At 56.4% G+C, this 18,039-nt stretch carries 16 protein-coding genes; 7 read left to right on the top strand and 9 right to left on the bottom strand.

The window, feature by feature from the left end; genetic code table 11:
- Positions 1-107: 107 nt before the first annotated feature.
- The 6 genes from putA to clpS all read right to left on the bottom strand — a co-directional run bounded on the left by putA (position 108) and on the right by clpS (position 10,298).
- Positions 108-3,881, bottom strand: a complete 3,774-nt coding sequence (putA, locus tag AC6I6N_RS01385) for a trifunctional transcriptional regulator/proline dehydrogenase/L-glutamate gamma-semialdehyde dehydrogenase (RefSeq protein ID WP_497942753.1) — start codon at positions 3,879-3,881, stop codon at positions 108-110.
- A 111-nt stretch (positions 3,882-3,992) separates the two neighbouring features.
- The gene (locus AC6I6N_RS01380; RefSeq protein ID WP_108727309.1) at positions 3,993-4,607 is read right to left on the bottom strand and encodes a PqiC family protein; all 615 of its coding nucleotides are present in this window, start codon (positions 4,605-4,607) and stop codon (positions 3,993-3,995) included.
- Positions 4,604-6,256, bottom strand: coding sequence for a PqiB family protein (locus AC6I6N_RS01375; protein ID WP_321266150.1), 1,653 nt, complete (start codon positions 6,254-6,256; stop codon positions 4,604-4,606). The genes AC6I6N_RS01380 and AC6I6N_RS01375 overlap by 4 nt, the downstream gene beginning before the upstream one ends.
- A 10-nt stretch (positions 6,257-6,266) precedes the next feature.
- On the bottom strand, positions 6,267-7,556 hold the full coding sequence (locus AC6I6N_RS01370; protein ID WP_497942748.1) for a paraquat-inducible protein A: 1,290 nt from the start codon (positions 7,554-7,556) through the stop codon (positions 6,267-6,269).
- 3 nt (positions 7,557-7,559) lie between these two features.
- A complete protein-coding gene (clpA, locus tag AC6I6N_RS01365; RefSeq protein WP_094196382.1) occupies positions 7,560-9,881 on the bottom strand; it encodes an ATP-dependent Clp protease ATP-binding subunit ClpA in 2,322 nt (773 codons plus the stop codon).
- Positions 9,882-9,974: 93 nt separating this feature from the next.
- On the bottom strand, positions 9,975-10,298 hold the full coding sequence (gene clpS / locus AC6I6N_RS01360; protein WP_026482895.1) for an ATP-dependent Clp protease adapter ClpS: 324 nt from the start codon (positions 10,296-10,298) through the stop codon (positions 9,975-9,977).
- Positions 10,299-10,463: 165 nt separating this feature from the next.
- Here clpS and AC6I6N_RS01355 point away from each other — a divergent pair, with 165 nt between their 5' ends.
- Together AC6I6N_RS01355 and AC6I6N_RS01350 are read left to right on the top strand one after the other, a co-directional pair.
- A complete protein-coding gene (locus tag AC6I6N_RS01355) occupies positions 10,464-10,709 on the top strand; it encodes a cold-shock protein (protein ID WP_003801483.1) in 246 nt (81 codons plus the stop codon).
- A 46-nt stretch (positions 10,710-10,755) separates the two neighbouring features.
- Positions 10,756-11,226 carry a DUF192 domain-containing protein gene (locus AC6I6N_RS01350; RefSeq protein ID WP_094196381.1) on the top strand — a complete coding sequence of 157 codons (471 nt, stop codon included), beginning with the start codon at positions 10,756-10,758 and terminating at the stop codon, positions 11,224-11,226.
- Here the strand turns inward: AC6I6N_RS01350 and pcaF are convergent, their stop codons facing one another.
- Complete coding sequence (gene pcaF, locus AC6I6N_RS01345) at positions 11,227-12,432, bottom strand: 3-oxoadipyl-CoA thiolase (protein WP_094196380.1); 1,206 nt, start codon at positions 12,430-12,432, stop codon at positions 11,227-11,229.
- 325 nt (positions 12,433-12,757) lie between these two features.
- On the opposite strand from pcaF, the gene bfr reads away from it, so the two are divergent.
- Complete coding sequence (gene bfr, locus AC6I6N_RS01340; RefSeq protein WP_042487888.1) at positions 12,758-13,222, top strand: bacterioferritin; 465 nt, start codon at positions 12,758-12,760, stop codon at positions 13,220-13,222.
- Between the two features lie 139 nt (positions 13,223-13,361).
- Here the strand turns inward: bfr and sodB are convergent, their stop codons facing one another.
- Entirely contained in the window at positions 13,362-13,940 is a 579-nt protein-coding gene (sodB, locus tag AC6I6N_RS01335) for a superoxide dismutase [Fe] (protein ID WP_094196379.1), read from the bottom strand.
- A gap of 54 nt (positions 13,941-13,994) precedes the next feature.
- Positions 13,995-15,341, bottom strand: coding sequence for an exodeoxyribonuclease VII large subunit (xseA, locus tag AC6I6N_RS01330; RefSeq protein WP_108727306.1), 1,347 nt, complete (start codon positions 15,339-15,341; stop codon positions 13,995-13,997).
- A 426-nt stretch (positions 15,342-15,767) separates the two neighbouring features.
- Here xseA and AC6I6N_RS01325 point away from each other — a divergent pair, with 426 nt between their 5' ends.
- Genes AC6I6N_RS01325 through AC6I6N_RS01310 form a run of 4 tightly spaced genes read left to right on the top strand, consistent with a single transcriptional unit; the run spans position 15,768 to position 18,038 of the window.
- A complete protein-coding gene (locus AC6I6N_RS01325) occupies positions 15,768-16,373 on the top strand; it encodes a MotA/TolQ/ExbB proton channel family protein (protein WP_230018606.1) in 606 nt (201 codons plus the stop codon).
- Complete coding sequence (locus AC6I6N_RS01320) at positions 16,373-16,777, top strand: ExbD/TolR family protein (RefSeq protein WP_497942741.1); 405 nt, start codon at positions 16,373-16,375, stop codon at positions 16,775-16,777. The genes AC6I6N_RS01325 and AC6I6N_RS01320 overlap by 1 nt, the downstream gene beginning before the upstream one ends.
- Complete coding sequence (lpxK, locus tag AC6I6N_RS01315) at positions 16,774-17,853, top strand: tetraacyldisaccharide 4'-kinase (protein WP_497942739.1); 1,080 nt, start codon at positions 16,774-16,776, stop codon at positions 17,851-17,853. The genes AC6I6N_RS01320 and lpxK overlap by 4 nt, the downstream gene beginning before the upstream one ends.
- Positions 17,853-18,038: a Trm112 family protein gene (locus AC6I6N_RS01310; protein ID WP_094196374.1), complete on the top strand. Its 186-nt coding sequence runs from the start codon at positions 17,853-17,855 to the stop codon at positions 18,036-18,038. The genes lpxK and AC6I6N_RS01310 overlap by 1 nt, the downstream gene beginning before the upstream one ends.
- The last annotated feature ends 1 nt before the right edge of the window (position 18,039 follow it).

Genomic DNA, 18,039 nt, shown 5'->3' with positions numbered 1-18,039 from the left:
TATAGCCGCGCTACAAGCCGGCCCGTGCCGTGAGAATAGACGCCGGGCCGCCGCTCCAGGTGAAATGTGCGACCAAACGTGTGCATAGAAATGAGTGCCCGCCAAGATCAACCAACCATCATCAAACTGGCATTGCCTCCAGCTGCCGCTGTATTGGTACTAACTGAGACTTCACGCAGCAAACGCTCGATCACGTACGCTGCGCCCTCCTCCAATTCCTGTGTCAACAGCCCCTGAACCCCAACAATGGGACCAGGGCGTTCAGCCACCTGGCCCAGCACGTGCCGGAGTTCATCGCTGTCGCCTTCAAATAAAACAGCATCATAATCTGCCTCACCCAAATCGGACATGGTGATTTGCTCGGCAGGGGCATCGTGCCAATTGCCCAGACCCAAACGGTCCAGCAAGATGGCCTGGTTGCCGCTTTGTGCGCAGGCCTCACGCTGGGCGCGCCAGCCAGGTACGCTAACGGGCATGCACAGAACGCGCCCTCGTGGGTACAGCCGATACATATTGGATTCACCTGTCGGGCCGGGCAAGACCACGCCCTGTTCCTGCCAAGCTTGCAAGGGCAGATTCTGCGGACAACGGCTAAGCAGTCGGCGCAGGTACAAGGGGCCGCCCGCTTTGGGCCCCGTACCCGACAAGCCTTCACCACCAAAAGGCTGTACGCCTACCACCGCGCCTACCATATTGCGGTTCACATAAACGTTACCGGCGTGAATGCGCGAAACGACACGATCCACGGTTTCGTCCAAACGGGTGTGAACGCCAAAGGTCAGGCCGTAACCACGTTCGTTGATCTGATTGATCAGGCTGTCCAGTTCGCTGCGTTTGAAGCGCATGACGTGCAATACGGGACCAAAAATTTCGCGTTCCAGATCCTTGACCTGTTCGATCTCAATAATGGTCGGCAAGACAAACGTCCCTGTCTGGATACGGTTTTGCTCGCTTTGGGTAATGCGGAAACCCGCCTCGCGCATGGCGCTGATGTGCTCTTCAATACCGGAGCGGGCTTCTTCATCAATCACCGGGCCTACATCGGTACTGAGCAGATCGGGATTGCCCACACTCAGCTCCTGCATGGCACCGTTAAGCATGCTCAGCACGCGTTCGGCCACATCCTCCTGAATACACAGCAAACGCAAAGCGGAACAACGCTGACCGGCCGAGTCAAAGGCCGAGTTCAAGACATCAAACACCACCTGTTCAGGCAAGGCCGAGCTGTCAACCACCATGGCATTTAAGCCACCGGTTTCAGCAACCAGCGGCACGGCCTGACCGTCTGCCGTCAGGCGTGTGGTCAATTGACGGTTCAAGCCCTGGGCCACGGCGGTCGAGCCGGTAAACATAACGGCATTGACCTGCTCACTGGCAGCCAAAGGGGCTCCTACGGAAGGGCCATCGCCAGGCAGAAGCTGCAAGGCACCGGGAGCAACCCCAGCTTTGTGCAACAGCTCGACCGCCGCCGCCGCAATCAGGCAGGTTTGCTCAGCGGGCTTGGCCAGCACGACGTTGCCTGCCGCCAAAGCCGCCGAGACTTGACCCAGAAAAATAGCCAGGGGAAAGTTCCAGGGGCTGATGCACAGCACCACACCCACAGGACGATATTCGTCATTATCAAAGTCGCGCAAGACTTGTCCCGCGTAGTAGCGCAGGAAGTCCACGGCTTCTCGCACTTCAGCAATCGCATTCGCATAGGACTTGCCGGCTTCACGCACCAGCAGGCCCATCAGATCTTGCATATGATCTTCCAGCAGTTGGGCGGCTTGCTGCAAGGCGGCGGCACGCTCTTGTACCGGCGTGGCCTGCCAGATAGGCGCATAGTGGCTAGCGGCTTCCAAGGCCTGCTCCACATCCTGCGCCGTAGCAAACATGACCTGCCCCACCACATCCTGATGATTGGCTGGATTGCGCACCATCGTTGCCTTGGACTCATCCCAGACCGGATTGCCCTGCCCCAGGATGGGCTGAGCCTGACGTGGCAAGGCGGCGGTTTGCATCAAAGTCGCGGCCAAGGAACCCAGGCGATGCTCATTGCTTAAATCCAGACCAGCCGAGTTCAAGCGCTGCTCGGCATCCCAATACAACTGTCGCGGTAGAGAAATCTTGTCATGTGGGCGACCCAAGGGTTGCAGGCTCAAGGCCTGGGCGACGGGATCGGCAATCAGTTGCTCCATGTTCACATCGGCATCACCAATCTGATTCACGAAGGAGGTATTGGCACCGTTTTCCAGCAAGCGACGCACCAGGTAAGCCAGCAAGGTTTCATGCGAACCCACAGGTGCGTAGATACGGCAAGGACGATTCAACTTGCCGTCCTTGGTCGGGCCGACCACTTCGTCGTACAAGTCCTCACCCATACCGTGCAGGCACTGGAATTCATACTGGCCGGTGTAGTAGTTCTGACCGGCCATCACGTAAATGGCGGCCAGAGTTTGGGCATTGTGTGTCGCAAACTGCGGATACACGGCTTCGGGGGCCTGCAGGAGTTTGCGAGCGCAAGCCAGGTAAGACACGTCTGTATGCACCTTGCGGGTATAGACGGGGTAGTCTTCCAGGCCATCAACCTGGGCACGTTTGATTTCCGAATCCCAGTACGCGCCTTTCACCAAGCGGAGCATCAAGCGGTGTCCGCTACGGCGGGCCAGGTCAATCAAGTAATCGATGACAAAGGGTGCACGTTTTTGATACGCCTGCACCACAAAACCAATGCCGTTCCAACCTGCCAAAGACGGGTCAAAACACAGCTTGTCCAGCAAGTCCAAGGACACTTCCAGACGGTCCGCTTCTTCTGCATCAATATTCAGGCCCACATCGTAGTGGTGAGCCAGTTGCGCCAGGGACAACAAGCGTGGAAAGAGTTCACGCATGACGCGCTCGCGCTGGGCACGGCTGTAGCGCGGGTGCAGTGCAGACAGTTTGATGGAAATGCCGGGGCCTTCGTAAATCCCACGGCCCTGGCTGGCACGACCAATCGCGTGGATGGCCTGCTCATAAGCCTGGTAGTAGCGCTGGGCATCTTCCGCTGTCGTGGCGGCCTCACCCAACATGTCGTAGGAGTAACGGAAGCCCTGCTCTTCAAATTTGCGGCTATTAGCCAGTGCCGAAGCAATGGTCTGCCCGGTGACGAACTGCTCGCCCATCATGCGCATGGCGACGTCCACGCCTTTACGAATCAGGGGTTCGCCACCCTTACCAATCATGCGGGTTAAGGCAGAGGATAAATTCTTCTCGCTGTTTACGCTGACCAAACGACCTGTCAGCATCAACCCCCAGGTTGCGGCGTTCACAAACAGCGAGGGAGACTCGCCCATATGCGCGCGCCAATCACCGTGACTGATCTTGTCGCGAATCAAGGCATCACGCGTGGCGCGATCGGGGATGCGCAGCAAGGCTTCGGCCAGACACATCAAGGCCACACCTTCCTGGCTGGACAGGGAAAACTCCTGAATCAAACCCTCGACCCCACCACCACGGCGCTTGGCGCGCAGGGCTTTGACCAGACGAGCGGCCAGTTCCTGGGCACGCGCACTTTGGGACGCACGTGCGGCGCTCAGCAGCAAAGGCAGGCAATCAGTTTCGGGACGGCGATAGGCGGCCGTAATGGCAGCACGCAACACGCTTTGCGGTTGCACATCTTGGGCAAAGCCGTAAAACGGGATCGACGGCATCAACACACCGTCCTCAAGCGCCTCGGCATCGCCCCCACTACGCAGAGCCAACTCGCTGGGCAACACACCACGCTCTATCCCTTCGATATAGGACAGCAAAGCCTGCTTGTGCAGCCAATGTGGGGTGCACTGCAACTGATCAGCCGCACGCCGCAAACGTTCGCGCAGCTCTATATCGACTTTGATCCCTAAGGTTGTGCTCGCCATGCTTCTTATCCCGGTTACGCTTTTTTGACTGCGATATGCCGAAATAATACTGACGGTTAACCCAATTTCGTATTCAGGTTAACCCGTGCAAGAAAAAGTTAACCCTAGCATTTAACTCACACAGATCATGGCCTTGCCCAACATCGCCGGAACAGATTTGCCTTGCATTTGAGCGGCCAGCGCATCGGCCCAGCGCTGCTGCAATTGACGATGTGCCTGCACCAGTTCTGGAACAGTAGACGCCGGCTCGGAGTCCAGCCAGCGGCACTGTTGCGTTTTCCCCTCAAAACCAATTGGCGTCAAGGTCCAGCTCAATTCCAGGGTGGCGCGTTCGCCATAGACAGACTCAAAGCGCTGCACCAACACATCAATCTGCCAGTGAGGTGTTTTCGCAGCGGTACTGGCCAACTGAGGAACACTCAGGCGATCCTGCAAACCGGACACCAAGGCCAGGGACATTTCATCGGGCAAAGGCGATGCCCACTGGCTATCGTTCAGCAAATTAACCTGTCCACCGGCCGCCTGCGTCAGCACAAAGGCTCGGCGATCCAACTGGGCGGGCATATCCATACGCCGCAACTGAAAGCCCTTCCATGCTTGTGTGGATGGGGCTGCAGCCGCCGGAGCGGCATGGGCGGTTTGCAAGGTGTAGTAAGTAGGCGTGGTCGAGGCGCAAGCCGTCAGCAAACCGGCAAACGCCACGGAAATCAGGAAACGGGACATCATGGCGCAGGCTCCGGCAGTACGTCAGGAGAACGACCTCGCAATATTGCCGAGGGCTGGCTTTGCAAGGTATCACTTAAATCACGCAGGGATCGCAAGGAGCGTTTCAGCTCGTTCAAGGTTTGATCCACCGAGGTATTGAAGGAAGAGTCCGAGTCCAGCATGGCGCCCAGTTTCTGAACTGCTGCATCCATGGATTTGAGAGCCCCATTCAATTGCGGCACCGTCGTCTTGTCCAGTTGCTTGAGCACCTGGCTCAGCTCCGTCAGCCCGCTTTGCAGATTCTTGCCAATCTGATCGAACGGAATCGCTGAAATCTTCGTGACAATGTCGCTGACCTGCTCTTGCAAGCGATCAAAATCACCGGCGATCACGGGCACCACCAAGGGTTTGGCCGTCTCATCGAACTCGACCTCATCGGCCTTATCGAAAAACTCCAGGGCAATGTACTGCTGACCAGTAATCAGGCTGGCAGGACGCAACTGGCCCCGCAACCCACGTTCAACCATCGGTTTAAACAAGGCACTTATCGCGTCTTTTTCGTCTGGTCGGGCTTCTACAATCCGCTCGTACAGGTGACCGAAGCGTTGCGGATAAATACGCGCTTTTACTAAAGCGAAAAAGCGTTTGCGCTCAAAGTCGAATTCCAGATCCACGTCGTAGACCTGGCCCAGTTCCAGGCCCCGGAATTCAACCTTGGAACCCGGCCTCAAACCGCGTACAGACTGATGGAAATGAAAGCGCAGCTCCACCGCCGGGCCGTCCGGCTCGGCCATGGCACGATCTTGTGTAGGGAAGAGCTCGTATTGGGTATCTGCTGCTGCTACTTCCGTGGGCTCGCCTTCCATCTGATCAAAAGCCAGACCGCCTGCCAAAGCAGAAACCAAGGAGTGCGTACGCACATTGAAACCCGTGGAATCCAGAGACATATTTACACCACTGACGTTCCAAAAGCGCGAACCCTGGGTCACGAATTTATCATTGGGTGCATCCACAAACACCTGTACACGCACCCCATCACCTTCTTCGTTCAGCTCGTAGCTGCTGACCTGCCCAACCTGAATACCTTTGTAGTACAGGGGGGAGCCCAGATCCAGCGAACCCAGTTCCGATGCGGTCAGCACATAGCGTTTGCCGGCACGGCCACTAATCACTTCGGGTGGGCTTTCCAGACCCACAAAGTCCATTTTCTGCGCCTTTTTGTCCACTTCAAAAGGCGCGTCTACACCGATATACACACCCGAGAGCAAGGTCCCCAATCCCGACACACCACTTAAGCCCAAACGTGGACGCACCACCCAAAAGCGCGTGTCTTTTTGTGTGATGAATTCAGAGCCATCGCGCTCTAACTGTGCGGTCACCAAGACTCCCTTACGGTCCGGGGCCACCTGAATGTCGGAAATCGTGCCCACATCCACTTCGCGGTAACGTAGCTTGGTCTGGTCTACCGCCAAGCCTTCGGCCGAGTCGAAGCTGATCGTGATACGCGGCCCGGTCAACATCCAGTTTCGCAGTACCAACGACGCCCCCACCAAAGCAGCGGCGATAGGCAAAATCCAGATCCAGGAGAATCGGGATCGCTGCGCGGAAATCAGTCTTGGCTGCGCGGGCTCGGTCTGACCGTCAGGCTGATTAGTTGTGGGATCGTGCACCTTGTTTCCTTCAGGAAGTCGCCTGTGATGCAGGCGAAGACAGCTTGGTTTGCGGTTCTATTGTTTGTTCTTCGTCGGTGTCCTGGTCCCAGCCCTGACGCGGGTCGTAGCTAAGCGCGGCCAGCATGGTCAAGACCACGACCATGCCAAAGCTCAAGGCCCCTGCCCCAGGAATAATTTGTGACAGTCCAGGGAAGTTGGCCAGCGCTGCCATCAGGACCACCACGAATACGTCCAGCATGGACCATTGCCCAATCAGCTCGACCATATCGTAAATACGGTTACGTTGACGCTGTACACCATTGCCCCGCCAACGACGCCCCACCAGCAGAACCACCAAAGCCAGGAGCTTGGTAATGGGGACGACAATACTGGCGATAAACACGATCAAGGCCAGGTCCCAGGAGCCCAGTTGCCAAAGCTGAATCACCCCACCCAAAATCGTATGGGCACTCGTACCCATAATGCTGCGCAGCTCCATCACCGGCAAGACATTGGCGGGAATATAAAAGACACAGGCCGTCAGCACCAGGGCGGCAACCCGCCTGCGGCTATTGGGTTTGCGTTTGTGGACAGGGGCTGCACAGCGATGACAGCGTGTATTCTGGCTGGCTTGAACAAAGCCGCAATGGGTGCAGGCGCTCCAGTCCGGATGCGCGTTCAAGACCTGGCGCGTCGCAACTGGAACCAGCTCACGATCCTCTGCCCAGCGCCAAAGACGAGCTGCGGTAATACGGCTCAGGCCCGTCAACAGGAACGTCAGCGCAAAAAATGCGTACAACCCTGGTGCCACAGTCAAATGCCCGATTCCGGCAAACTTCACAATCGCCACAATCAAGCCCAGAAACAGTACGGCCGTCATGGACCAATGCTCCAGATGACTCAGAACACGCAGACCGATGCCAAAATCGCCCGGCAAGGGCTTTTCACGGGCAATCAAACCCAAGGCCCAGAACTGGAAGATCAGTTGGAACAGCGGCAGCCAGAAACCGACCAAACCCGCCATCACGGACAGGCCCCAGTACCCCTGCTGCCAGATCAGCAACAAGGCTTTGGGAAACGTGGGCAATACTGTTTTACCCGCCATGCTTAGATAGACAACGGGAAACAGATTGGCAATCAGGAAAAGGATGAAAACCGCCAGAACCAGCGCTTGCCATTCACGTGGCGAAAAGCGGCTGTGGCGGTAAAGTTCGGTATCGCAACGTACACAACGCGCGAGCCCCGCTCCTGGAACGGGGACTCGCTCGTGTACGGTGTCACAGTGCGTACAGACGATTAAGGGGCGCGATGCCCTCACGGCTTAGTCGACTAATTCCGGCTCGGGACGCGAGGAGGTCTTGCTGCCGGGTTCGTCGGGTCCCGAAGAAGGATATTCCAGTACCACCTCGCCATTCTCGTCCAGATCAACCTCGACCTGACCACCATCGACCAGGCGGCCAAACAGCAGCTCGTCAGCCAGAGCACGGCGAATGGTGTCCTGGATAAGTCTGTGCATGGGGCGGGCACCCATGGCGGGATCGAAACCCTTGGCCGCCAGATGCTCGCGCAAGGCGTCCGAGAAGGACACTTCGACGCGCTTCTCGTGCAACTGGTTTTCCAGCTGCATCAGGAACTTGTCTACCACGCGCAGGATAATGTCGCGCGACAAAGGCTTGAAGCCAATAATCGCATCCAGACGGTTGCGGAACTCTGGCGAGAAGTGACGCTTGATGTCCTGCATTTCATCACCCGAGCGCTGCGGCTGGGTAAAGCCAATGCTGGTTTTGTTCAGCGCTTCGGCACCCGCGTTGGTGGTCATGATCAGGATGACGTTACGGAAATCTGCCTTGCGGCCATTGTTATCCGTCAGCGTGCCATGATCCATCACCTGCAGCAGGATGTTGTAGACGTCCGGGTGCGCTTTCTCGATCTCGTCCAACAACAGTACGCAGTGCGGCTGTTTGGTAACCGCTTCGGTCAGCAAACCGCCCTGGTCAAAGCCCACATAGCCGGGAGGCGCACCGATCAGGCGCGACACGGTGTGACGCTCCATGTACTCGGACATATCAAAGCGCAGTAGCTCTACCCCCAGCACAAAGGCCAGCTGACGCGCCACTTCGGTTTTACCCACGCCGGTCGGGCCGGAGAATAAGAAGGAACCGATGGGTTTGTCGGGTAGACCCAAGCCGGAGCGCGCCATCTTGATGGCCGCTGCCAGGGCGTCAATCGCCACATCCTGACCAAACACCACCGATTTCAGATCGCGTGCCAAGGTTGCCAACTTATTGCGATCGTCGCTGGAAACGGTCTGGGGAGGAATGCGAGCAATACGCGATACCGTCGCCTGGATGTCCGCCTTGCCGATAACCTTTTTCTGCTTGGAGCGTGGCAGCAGACGCTGCGCCGCACCGGCCTCGTCGATTACATCGATAGCCTTATCAGGCAAAAAGCGATCGTTAATGTAACGGGCAGACAACTCCGCAGCCGCCGTCAGGGCAGCTGCCGAATAACGCACCCCGTGGTGCTCTTCAAAACTGGACTTCAAACCACGCAAAATCTGGATGGTCTGTTCCACCGTGGGCTCGGCCACATCAATTTTCTGGAAACGACGCGACAGGGCGTGGTCTTTTTCGAAAATCCCCCGGTATTCCGAGTACGTGGTTGCTCCAAGACACTTGAGCTGACCGGAGGACAGCGCAGGTTTGAGCAGATTGGACGCATCCAGCGTACCGCCCGAAGCCGAACCGGCTCCGATCAGGGTGTGGATCTCGTCGATAAACAAAATGGACTGGGCTGTTTCCTTGAGCTGCTTGAGCACCGCTTTCAAGCGTTGCTCGAAGTCGCCCCGATATTTGGTACCGGCCAGCAAGGCCCCCATGTCCAGCGCATAAACGCGCGCTTCGCTAAGAATGTCCGGCACATCACCACGCTGAATGCGTAGGGCCAGGCCTTCAGCAATCGCGGTTTTACCCACGCCAGCCTCACCCACCAGCAAGGGATTGTTCTTGCGGCGACGGCACAGAACTTGGATGACGCGCTCCACTTCCTTTTCACGGCCAATCAAGGGGTCAATACGACCCAGGCTGGCTTCAGTGTTCAGGTCCGTGGCATACAGATCCAGTGGCGACTTCTGGGCGTCCGAGCGGGTATCCGCTTCCGCCGCCGCAGCGGCCTTGGGAGGCTCGGGAGCGGCGGGCTCCGGATTGGCCTTGGTGATGCCGTGCGAGAGAAAATTGACGACATCCAGGCGCGAGACACCTTGTTGCTGCAGGTAATACACCGCATGAGAGTCTTTTTCCCCGTACATCGCCACCAGCACATTCGCACCGGAAACCACGTTTTTACCGGAGTTGCTGGACGATACGTGCATGATGGCACGTTGTATCACTCGCTGAAATCCCAGCGTGGGTTGGGTGTCAACCTCGCCTTCACCAGGGAAAGTGGGCGTATTTTCGCTAATGAATTTACGCAGATTCTGGCGCAGTGCATCAATATCGGCAGCACATGCTTTCAACACTTCCAGCGTGGAGGCGTTATCGAGCAGGGACAACAGCAGATGCTCTACCGTGATGAATTCATGGCGCGCGGCACGAGCCTCGACAAAGGCCATGTGTAGACTGACTTCAAGTTCTTCGGAGATCATGCTTCCTCCTACACGGCAAGAGTAAAACTAGGGGTTAAAGCTATTCTATGACTAATTTGCCTGATCTGAACAATACGGTAAACCACTAAATGGTCAAGCATCAGGCACCGGCTCCATCACACACTGCAAAGGATGCTGTCGCGACTGCGCCAGTTGTCGCACAATTTCCACCTTGGTGGCCGCGATATCGCGCGGATACACACCACAGACAGCCCGACCCTCGTAATGTACTTTAAGCATAAGCTGTTCGGCCTGCTCCGGGGTCTTGGCAAATACCCGCTCCAGTATATTCACCACAAATTCCATGGGCGTGTAGTCATCATTGAGCAAGATGACCTGATACATGGGTGGTGGGGCAAGCCGCGCGGATTGGCGCTCTACCGTTGTGGCGCCTTGCTTATCGATCTCAATGGCCATAATACAGAACTAGGTGCTTTCCATAGGTTGACTGGGGGGAACAAAATTCAGCATCATCCGACTGATCGTGTCAACTTCACAATAAAAAGTGGGGTGCCGCGATCACAGGCCCAGGGAGGGGCCGAAAAAAGTATCAACCATACACTAAGTTGAGAGGCAGCAAGCATGTCGGAAACTACCACCACCGCAGGCACTGGAGACAATCAAAAACTATCCGGGACCGTTAAGTGGTTCAATGATGCCAAAGGCTTTGGGTTTATTACACCCGATAACGGCGGCGAAGATCTCTTCGCTCATTTTTCATCCATTCAGATGAACGGGTTCAAGACTTTGAAAGAAGGCCAGAAAGTTCTGTATGAAGTTGCCCAAGGCCCTAAAGGCAAGCAGGCACTTAATATTACTTCGCCTTAAGATCTCTTGCGCTCTCGATTCTAACAAAAGCAGGTTCGCAACACACATGCAGTATCGCACGACGACTACGGGGCCTGCGCGCCCTGTTTTTTTTGCCTGTCTTCTGGCCGCGTTTTGTATAAGCGCCCCGGCCCAGGCCAAAGAGACTCTTCCCACCCTGACCCTGAGCCTGGGTTCCAAACAAATTCAGGCTGAAGTGGCCGATCGCGACGAGACTCGTGCTCAAGGTTTGATGCATCGAGAAAGCCTGGCCCCCAATCACGGCATGTTATTTGTATTCGAGCAAACCGGAATGCCTTGCTTCTGGATGAAGAATACGCCCTTGCCGCTGGATATTGCCTTTATTACCGATGAAGGCACGATTACCAATATCGAGGCCATGCAACCCTTTGATCTTCAATCCCACTGCCCGGTGCGACCTGTGCGCTACGCCTTGGAAATGGAACAAGGCTGGTTCAAGCAAGCAGATAAAAAGGCCGGTGAGAAAATCACCGGCCTGCCTGCCCTGAAACCGTAGTTAGACGCGCTCAAGAATCAAAGCCACGCCCTGTCCGACGCCAATACACATGGTGCACAGGGCGTAGCGACCGCCTGTGCGGTGCAATTGGTTGATGGCTGCAATTGCCAGACGCGCACCACTGGCACCCAAAGGATGACCCAGAGCAATTGCGCCCCCGTTCGGGTTCACACGCGGATCGTTATCAGCCAGACCCAACATACGAGTTACCGCCAAGCCTTGAGCGGCAAAGGCTTCGTTCAGCTCGATCACATCCATTTGATCCAGTGTTAGGCCGGCCAAGGCCAGGACTTTCTGGCTGGCCGGTGCTGGCCCAATACCCATGATACGAGGCTCGACACCCGCAAAGGCCATGGCCACCACACGAGCGCGTGGAGTCAGACCCTGAGCCTGGACCGTTGCCTTGTCGGCGACCAGCAGCGCGCAAGCGCCATCGTTCACACCCGAGGCATTACCGGCCGTCACGGTGCCATCGGCACGCACGACAGGCTTCAGACGAGTCAGGGACTCCAAGGTCGTGGCACGAGGGTGCTCGTCCTTGTCCACCACAATGGGATCGCCCTTGCGCTGGGCAATGATCACGGGGGTAATTTCTTCAGCCAGAATGCCCGCTTCCTGGGCCGCAGCCGCACGCAGTTGGCTGTTCAGGGCAAAGACGTCCTGGTCTGCACGGGACACATTGAACTGCTGGGCGACGTTTTCAGCCGTTTCAGGCATGGAATCCACACCGTACTGCTCTTTCATGGCTTTGTTGATGAAACGCCAGCCAATCGTGGTGTCATAAATGTTGGCGCTACGGGAGAACGCCGATTCAGCCTTGCCCATCACGAAGGGAGCGCGGCTCATGCTTTCTACACCACCAGCCAGGATGAAGGAGGCATCGCCAGCGCGAATCGCGCGAGCAGCCGAACCAATCGCGTCCAGGCCGGAGCCGCACAACCGGTTCAAAGTCACACCAGGTACGTCCACGGGCAGACCGGCCAGCAGCGCGGACATGCGTGCCACGTTACGGTTGTCCTCACCCGCCTGGTTGGCGCAACCGTACATTACATCGTCCAACTTGGACCAATCGACTTGCGGATTGCGCTTGATCAACGCGGCGATAGGCACTGCACCCAAGTCATCCGCCCTCACAGCGGACAGCGAACCGCCATAACGTCCGAAAGGCGTACGAATTGCGTCACAAATAAAGGCGTCCTGACTCATGAAAATCACCCTGATAACTTGAATAAAATCACGCGAGAGCGCTATAGAGAGCGCTCGAAATCTACTGTTTTGATAGTAGCGCTTGAGAGCTGGCAGGATTTTTATCATTACGGAGGCCGTCCGCTGCGCGGTCAATTTCTCAGACCCCCAATAGCCAGCTTGAAAGAAAATACGGATAGACGAAATCCACCGTTTACTGTCCAACTATCCAGCAGCTCTCTCGAACCTCAGCCTCGCCCCACCTCTCATCGTCCCAGTGTAAACCCCATGACGCGTAGCCCCATGGCATACTTTCACCGTTGGCATTCTCTACAGGCTCATCATCATGCAAGGTAATCCCGAAGTCCTCGACTATCTGAATCAATTGCTGCGCGGCGAACTCGCAGCGCGTGACCAGTACTTTATTCATTCCCGCTTTTATGAGCATCTGGGTTTCACGCAGCTTTACGAGCGCATGAACCACGAAATGGAAGAAGAAACCCAGCACGCTGACGCCCTGATCCGTCGCATCCTGATGCTCGACGGTATTCCCGACATGCGCCCCAATGCGTTTGAGCCCGGCAAAGACGTAGTCGGCATGTTGCGCAAGGACCTGGAGCTGGAATATGAGGTTCGCGCTGCTTTGCAAAAGGGCATTGAACTGGCCGAATCCGCCAGCGACTTTGTCACCCGCGACATTATTCTGGCCCAGTTGCGCGATACGGAAGAAGACCATACCTACTGGTTGGAAAAACAATTAGGTCTGATCGAGAAAGTGGGTCTGGAAAATTACCAGCAATCCCAGATGTAACGCTTTCGACAACAAGGTATGGCGGCCTCTGCCCTATGCCTTGTTTTCATTGAAGCCATAAAAAAAACCGCCAGCATGCGCATGGCGGTTTTTTCTTGCCGGGCAGCACTCCAATGAGCGCTACCCACGACCTGAGCGATTAACCCAGGTTTTTGGCGGCAAAATCCCAGTTCACCAGGTTCCAGAAAATTTCCAGGTACTTGGGACGGGCATTGCGGTAGTCGATGTAGTAGGCGTGTTCCCACACATCACAGGTGATCAAGGCAACGTCATCGGAAGTCAGGGTCGTGCCAGCGTTGCTGGTGTTGACGATATCCAGGGAACCGTCGGCCTTTTTGACCAACCAGGTCCAGCCCGAACCAAAGTTGCCAACAGCAGACTTGGTGAAGGCTTCTTTGAAGGCATCAAAGCTGCCCCATTTGGCATTGATGGCATCGGCCAGTTTGCCGGTAGGAGCGCCGCCACCGTTAGGGGACAGGCTGTTCCAGTAGAAAGTGTGGTTCCAAACCTGAGCAGCGTTATTGAACACGCCACCGGAGGATTTCTTGACCACATCTTCCAGGGAAGCATTTTCAAATTCGGTGCCAGCAACCAGGTTGTTCAGGTTGGTGACGTAAGCCTGATGGTGCTTACCGTAGTGAAACTCCAAAGTCTCTTTGGAGATGTGTGGCTCAAGGGCGTTGAGTTCGTATGGAAGAGCTGGAAGAGTGAATGCCATTTCAATTCCTTCTAAAAAAAAACCGGGTTTGGTATCCAACAAGGACGACGCAGCCTAAAGCAGATCGTGCGTGCGCACCACATCCACCGTCACATGACCGCGACTCAACTCGACATCGAGTCGTTCACCAATCTTTAAGTCTAACGCATTTTTTACAACTTTCCCCTCGCTATCCCTGACTATGGCATATCCACGATTGATGATAAGGCGCGGGGACAGGGCTTGCAGTGTTTGCTGAGCCGCAGCCAGGCGTTGACGGCGCAAAACCAGCGCATGGTCCAGACCTTTTTCCAGCCGCTGGAAAAGCATATTCAGATTTTGCTGTCTTGACGTCAGCTGCGGAATGTTGCGCTCCAAACGTGCCTGCAATGTGGCCAAGCGCAAAGCGGCAGCATCGGGCACGCTGCGGGCCACGCGTTGCAGTCTTTGGGTCAGATGATCCAGGCCTTGCTGCTGCTGGGCCAGGCGTTGATGTGGGGAAACCAGTTTGGCCACCGCTCGATCCAGACGCAAAGAGGCCCGGTCCACATGGCGCTGCACGCCGTGGCTCAAAGCCCCTATACGTGCAAAGACCTGCTCCAGCAATTGATCACGTCCCAGGCAAGCCAGTTCGGCTGCTGCCGTGGGTGTAGGTGCACGCAAGTCGGCCACGAAATCGGCAATGGTGAAATCCGTCTCATGCCCCACCCCACTAATAATAGGAATAGGACTGGAAGCGATCAGGCGCGCCAGCCCCTCATCGTTAAACGCCCAGAGATCTTCCAGGCTGCCGCCCCCGCGTACCAGCAAGAGCGTATCAACCTCGGCTCGCTCAATCGCGGTTTCCAGCGCTTGTCGCAATCGCGGTGGCGCTTCAGCACCCTGGACCGGGGCGGGGTAAACAATAATGCGCACATGCGGAGCGCGACGCTCCATCGCCGTCAGCACATCTCGCAAGGCCGCAGCAGCCAAGGAGGTGATGATGCCTATGCTACGCGGCAAGGTGGCAATGGGGCGTTTGCGTTCCGGCTCGAACAGTCCTTCGCTTTGCAACTGACTTTTCAGTCGCAAAAATGCTTCATGCAAATCCCCCAGGCCCGCGCGGCGCATGCCCTCAACCTGAACTTGAAAATCCCCACGCGCCTCGTACAAGGTCACCGAGCAGCGAAACTCGAAGCGTTCGCCTGCACGCGGCACAAAGCCCACGGTTTGGGCGCGCCCCCGGAACATCACGGCACGCACCGCCGCCTTGTCGTCCTTGATGGAAAAGTACCAATGCCCGGAAGCGGCCTGGGTAAAGTTGGATACTTCGCCGCTGACCCAAACTACCGGCATGTGCTCGTCCAGCAATTGGCTGACACGGCGGTTCAACTGCGCCACGGTCCATACTGCGGGTGCTCTAGATTCTTGATAATGCATCATATTCTTTGTTTTTGACTCGCCACGAGCTAGTTTTCCACCGCTCCGTATCCACAACTGTCATGCTTTTGTCAAATAGACGCCAAGACAATGGTTTCCGCCCAACACCTGATAGTTCACATCACATAAATTCATTAAGTAATTGAAATTACACGACATTTAAGAAAACACAAAAATGGTCGAAAATTAGCCAGAGAACCTCTAAACCACCACCCGAGCCACTATGGGATGTTTTATGCACAGAATTATCCACAGTTTTTGTGGATAGTTTTAGCACTACACTTATTACTTCAAATACATCAGGGGTTTGGCGTCATTTTGCGTGGAAAAGACGTTAAAGTGTACCGCGCCAGCGCCGGAACATTCCCGCAATGCAGACAGGGGCTCTACAATAAGTGCTGATTTATTTCCTGACCGGATAATCGACTCGTGCTTACTTTGATCCATGCCGCTGGCTGGCCTGTCTGGTTTCTGCTGGCCTGCTCCATTCTTGCCCTGGGTTTGATCCTGGAGCGCCTTCTGGCCCTGCGCAGTAAACGGATCTTACCGGCTGGACTGGCACGCCAGATCAGCGAACTGACAAACCAGAACCGTGTTCAGGATGACTCGCTGCCTCGCCTGTACGACAACTCCCCCTTGGGTCGAGTGTTAGCCACTGTACTGAAGAACCGCCACCTGTCCCCCGCCTTGCGTGAGGCTGCTGTGGAAGCAGAAGGCAAAGACATCAGCTACCAATTGAACAAATATATTCCGGCACTGGGCACCATTGCCGTGATCGCCCCCTTGCTGGGCCTGTTCGGTACAGTCATTGGCATGATCGACATTTTTGCCGCCTACGACCCCGCTGGGGGTGACCCCAGCCTGATTGCTCGTGGCATTTCCGTTGCCCTTTACAACACCGCCCTGGGGATTCTGATTGCCGTCCCGGCCATGATCTTTCACCGTTACTTTCGCAGCCGTGCCGACTATCTGCTGCACTGCCTGGAAACAGAAGCCGGTGCCCTGGATCGTCTGCTGGCTCAGAGGGCTGCCTGATGCGCTTTCGCCGAGCCCAAGACCCAGACACGCTGGAACTGAACCTAGTGCCCTTGATTGATGTCTTGCTGGTCGTGCTGATTTTTCTGGCTGCCAGTAGCACCTTCGTGCGCTATCGCCAGTTGGATGTGTCCTTGCCCCAGGCTCAGGCCCAAGCAGCCCAAACGGCTGAACTGTTATTGGCCATCAGCCAGGATGGGCGCTATGCCTTGAACGGCATGTGGCTAGACGCCAGTAGCGCCTCCCCTCTTAGTCAAGCCTTGTCGACTGAGAAAACCGACGAGAACATTAGCCTGCTGATTCTGGCCGATGCCCAGGCCCCTCACTTTGCCGTCGTTCAGGCTATGGAAGCCGCCCGTCAGGTAGGCATCCACCGCGTTCACTTTGCGACCCAGGCCCCATGAGTGTGCGTGTCCGCCTGACTGATTGGCTTCACCAACAGTGGCAGAAAAAAGGCTGGTTCAGTCTCTTGATGCGCCCTCTTTCAACGCTGGCTGCGCTTTTCGTACAGCGCAAACAACGACGCTACGAGCAAGATCCCAGCGCGTCCTACCGCAGCCCGGTGCCGGTCATTGTGGTGGGAAATATTATTGTGGGTGGCGCAGGCAAGACCCCCATCGTCCTGGCGCTGACCGAGCAATTGCGCGCGTTGGGATGGACTCCCGGCATTATCAGCCGTGGGTATGGCGTAAAAATCGGCCCCAGCCCTCGCGTAGGTCAAGGTCAGTTAGCTGCTGAACAGTTTGGCGACGAACCCGCACTCATTGCCGCCCAAACCCAGGCCCCCATTGCCGTCCACCCCCGCCGTGCGCTGGCTGCCCAGGCTTTGCTCACTAACTTTCCAGCAATCGACCTGATTATTTCAGATGACGGCCTTCAACACCTGGCCCTGCAACGCGATATGGAAGTGGTAGTTCAAGATGCCCGTGGCGTGGGCAACGGCTTGCTGCTGCCAGCCGGCCCATTGCGTGAAGGCCCCGAACGCCTGCGCAGCGTGGACTGGCTGATCAGTCAAGTGGTGGCCGATCAAACGGCTCCATCCACCCCTCAACCCGCCGAACCTGGCCGCACCCTGACCATGAACCTGCGCCCGCATCAGCTGGAGCACTTGAGCTCGGGCCGCCGCCTGAACTGGTCAGACTGGCAGCAGGAATACGGTCAACAAGAACTGCAAGCTCTGGCCGCCATTGGCCAGCCCGACCGTTTTTTTTCGATGCTGCGCACTTGTGGTCTTCATCTGAACCAGACTTTCCCCCTGCCCGACCATGCTGCCTTGCAAGCCCAGGACTTTCAGGCCCTGCATGATGGGTTGGTACTCATTACCCGTAAAGACGCCGTAAAATGCCAGCACCTTAACGACCCACGTCTGTGGGTTGTGGATGTCCAGCCCATGTTTTCACGTCCGGACTGGATTGCTGAACTGGATGGCCTGTTGCGCAAGCGGCGCTTAACCTCCCCCTCTTTACCCGGAGTTCAATAATGGAAACTCGCCTACTCGACGTACTGGTCTGCCCCCTGTGCAAGGGCCCTCTGCGCCACGACCGCGAACAAGAAGAACTGGTCTGCAAGGCCGACAAACTGGCCTTCCCTATTGTGGACGGCATCCCCACCATGCTGGTCAACGAAGCGCGCCAACTGAACGCGCAGGACCCCGCCAGCAACTGAT

The sequence above is a fragment of the Alcaligenes sp. LTN-3 genome, from assembly GCF_059735605.1.
The sequence above is the reverse complement of the archived record's forward strand: the minus strand, read 5'-3'. Positions and strand labels throughout refer to the sequence as shown.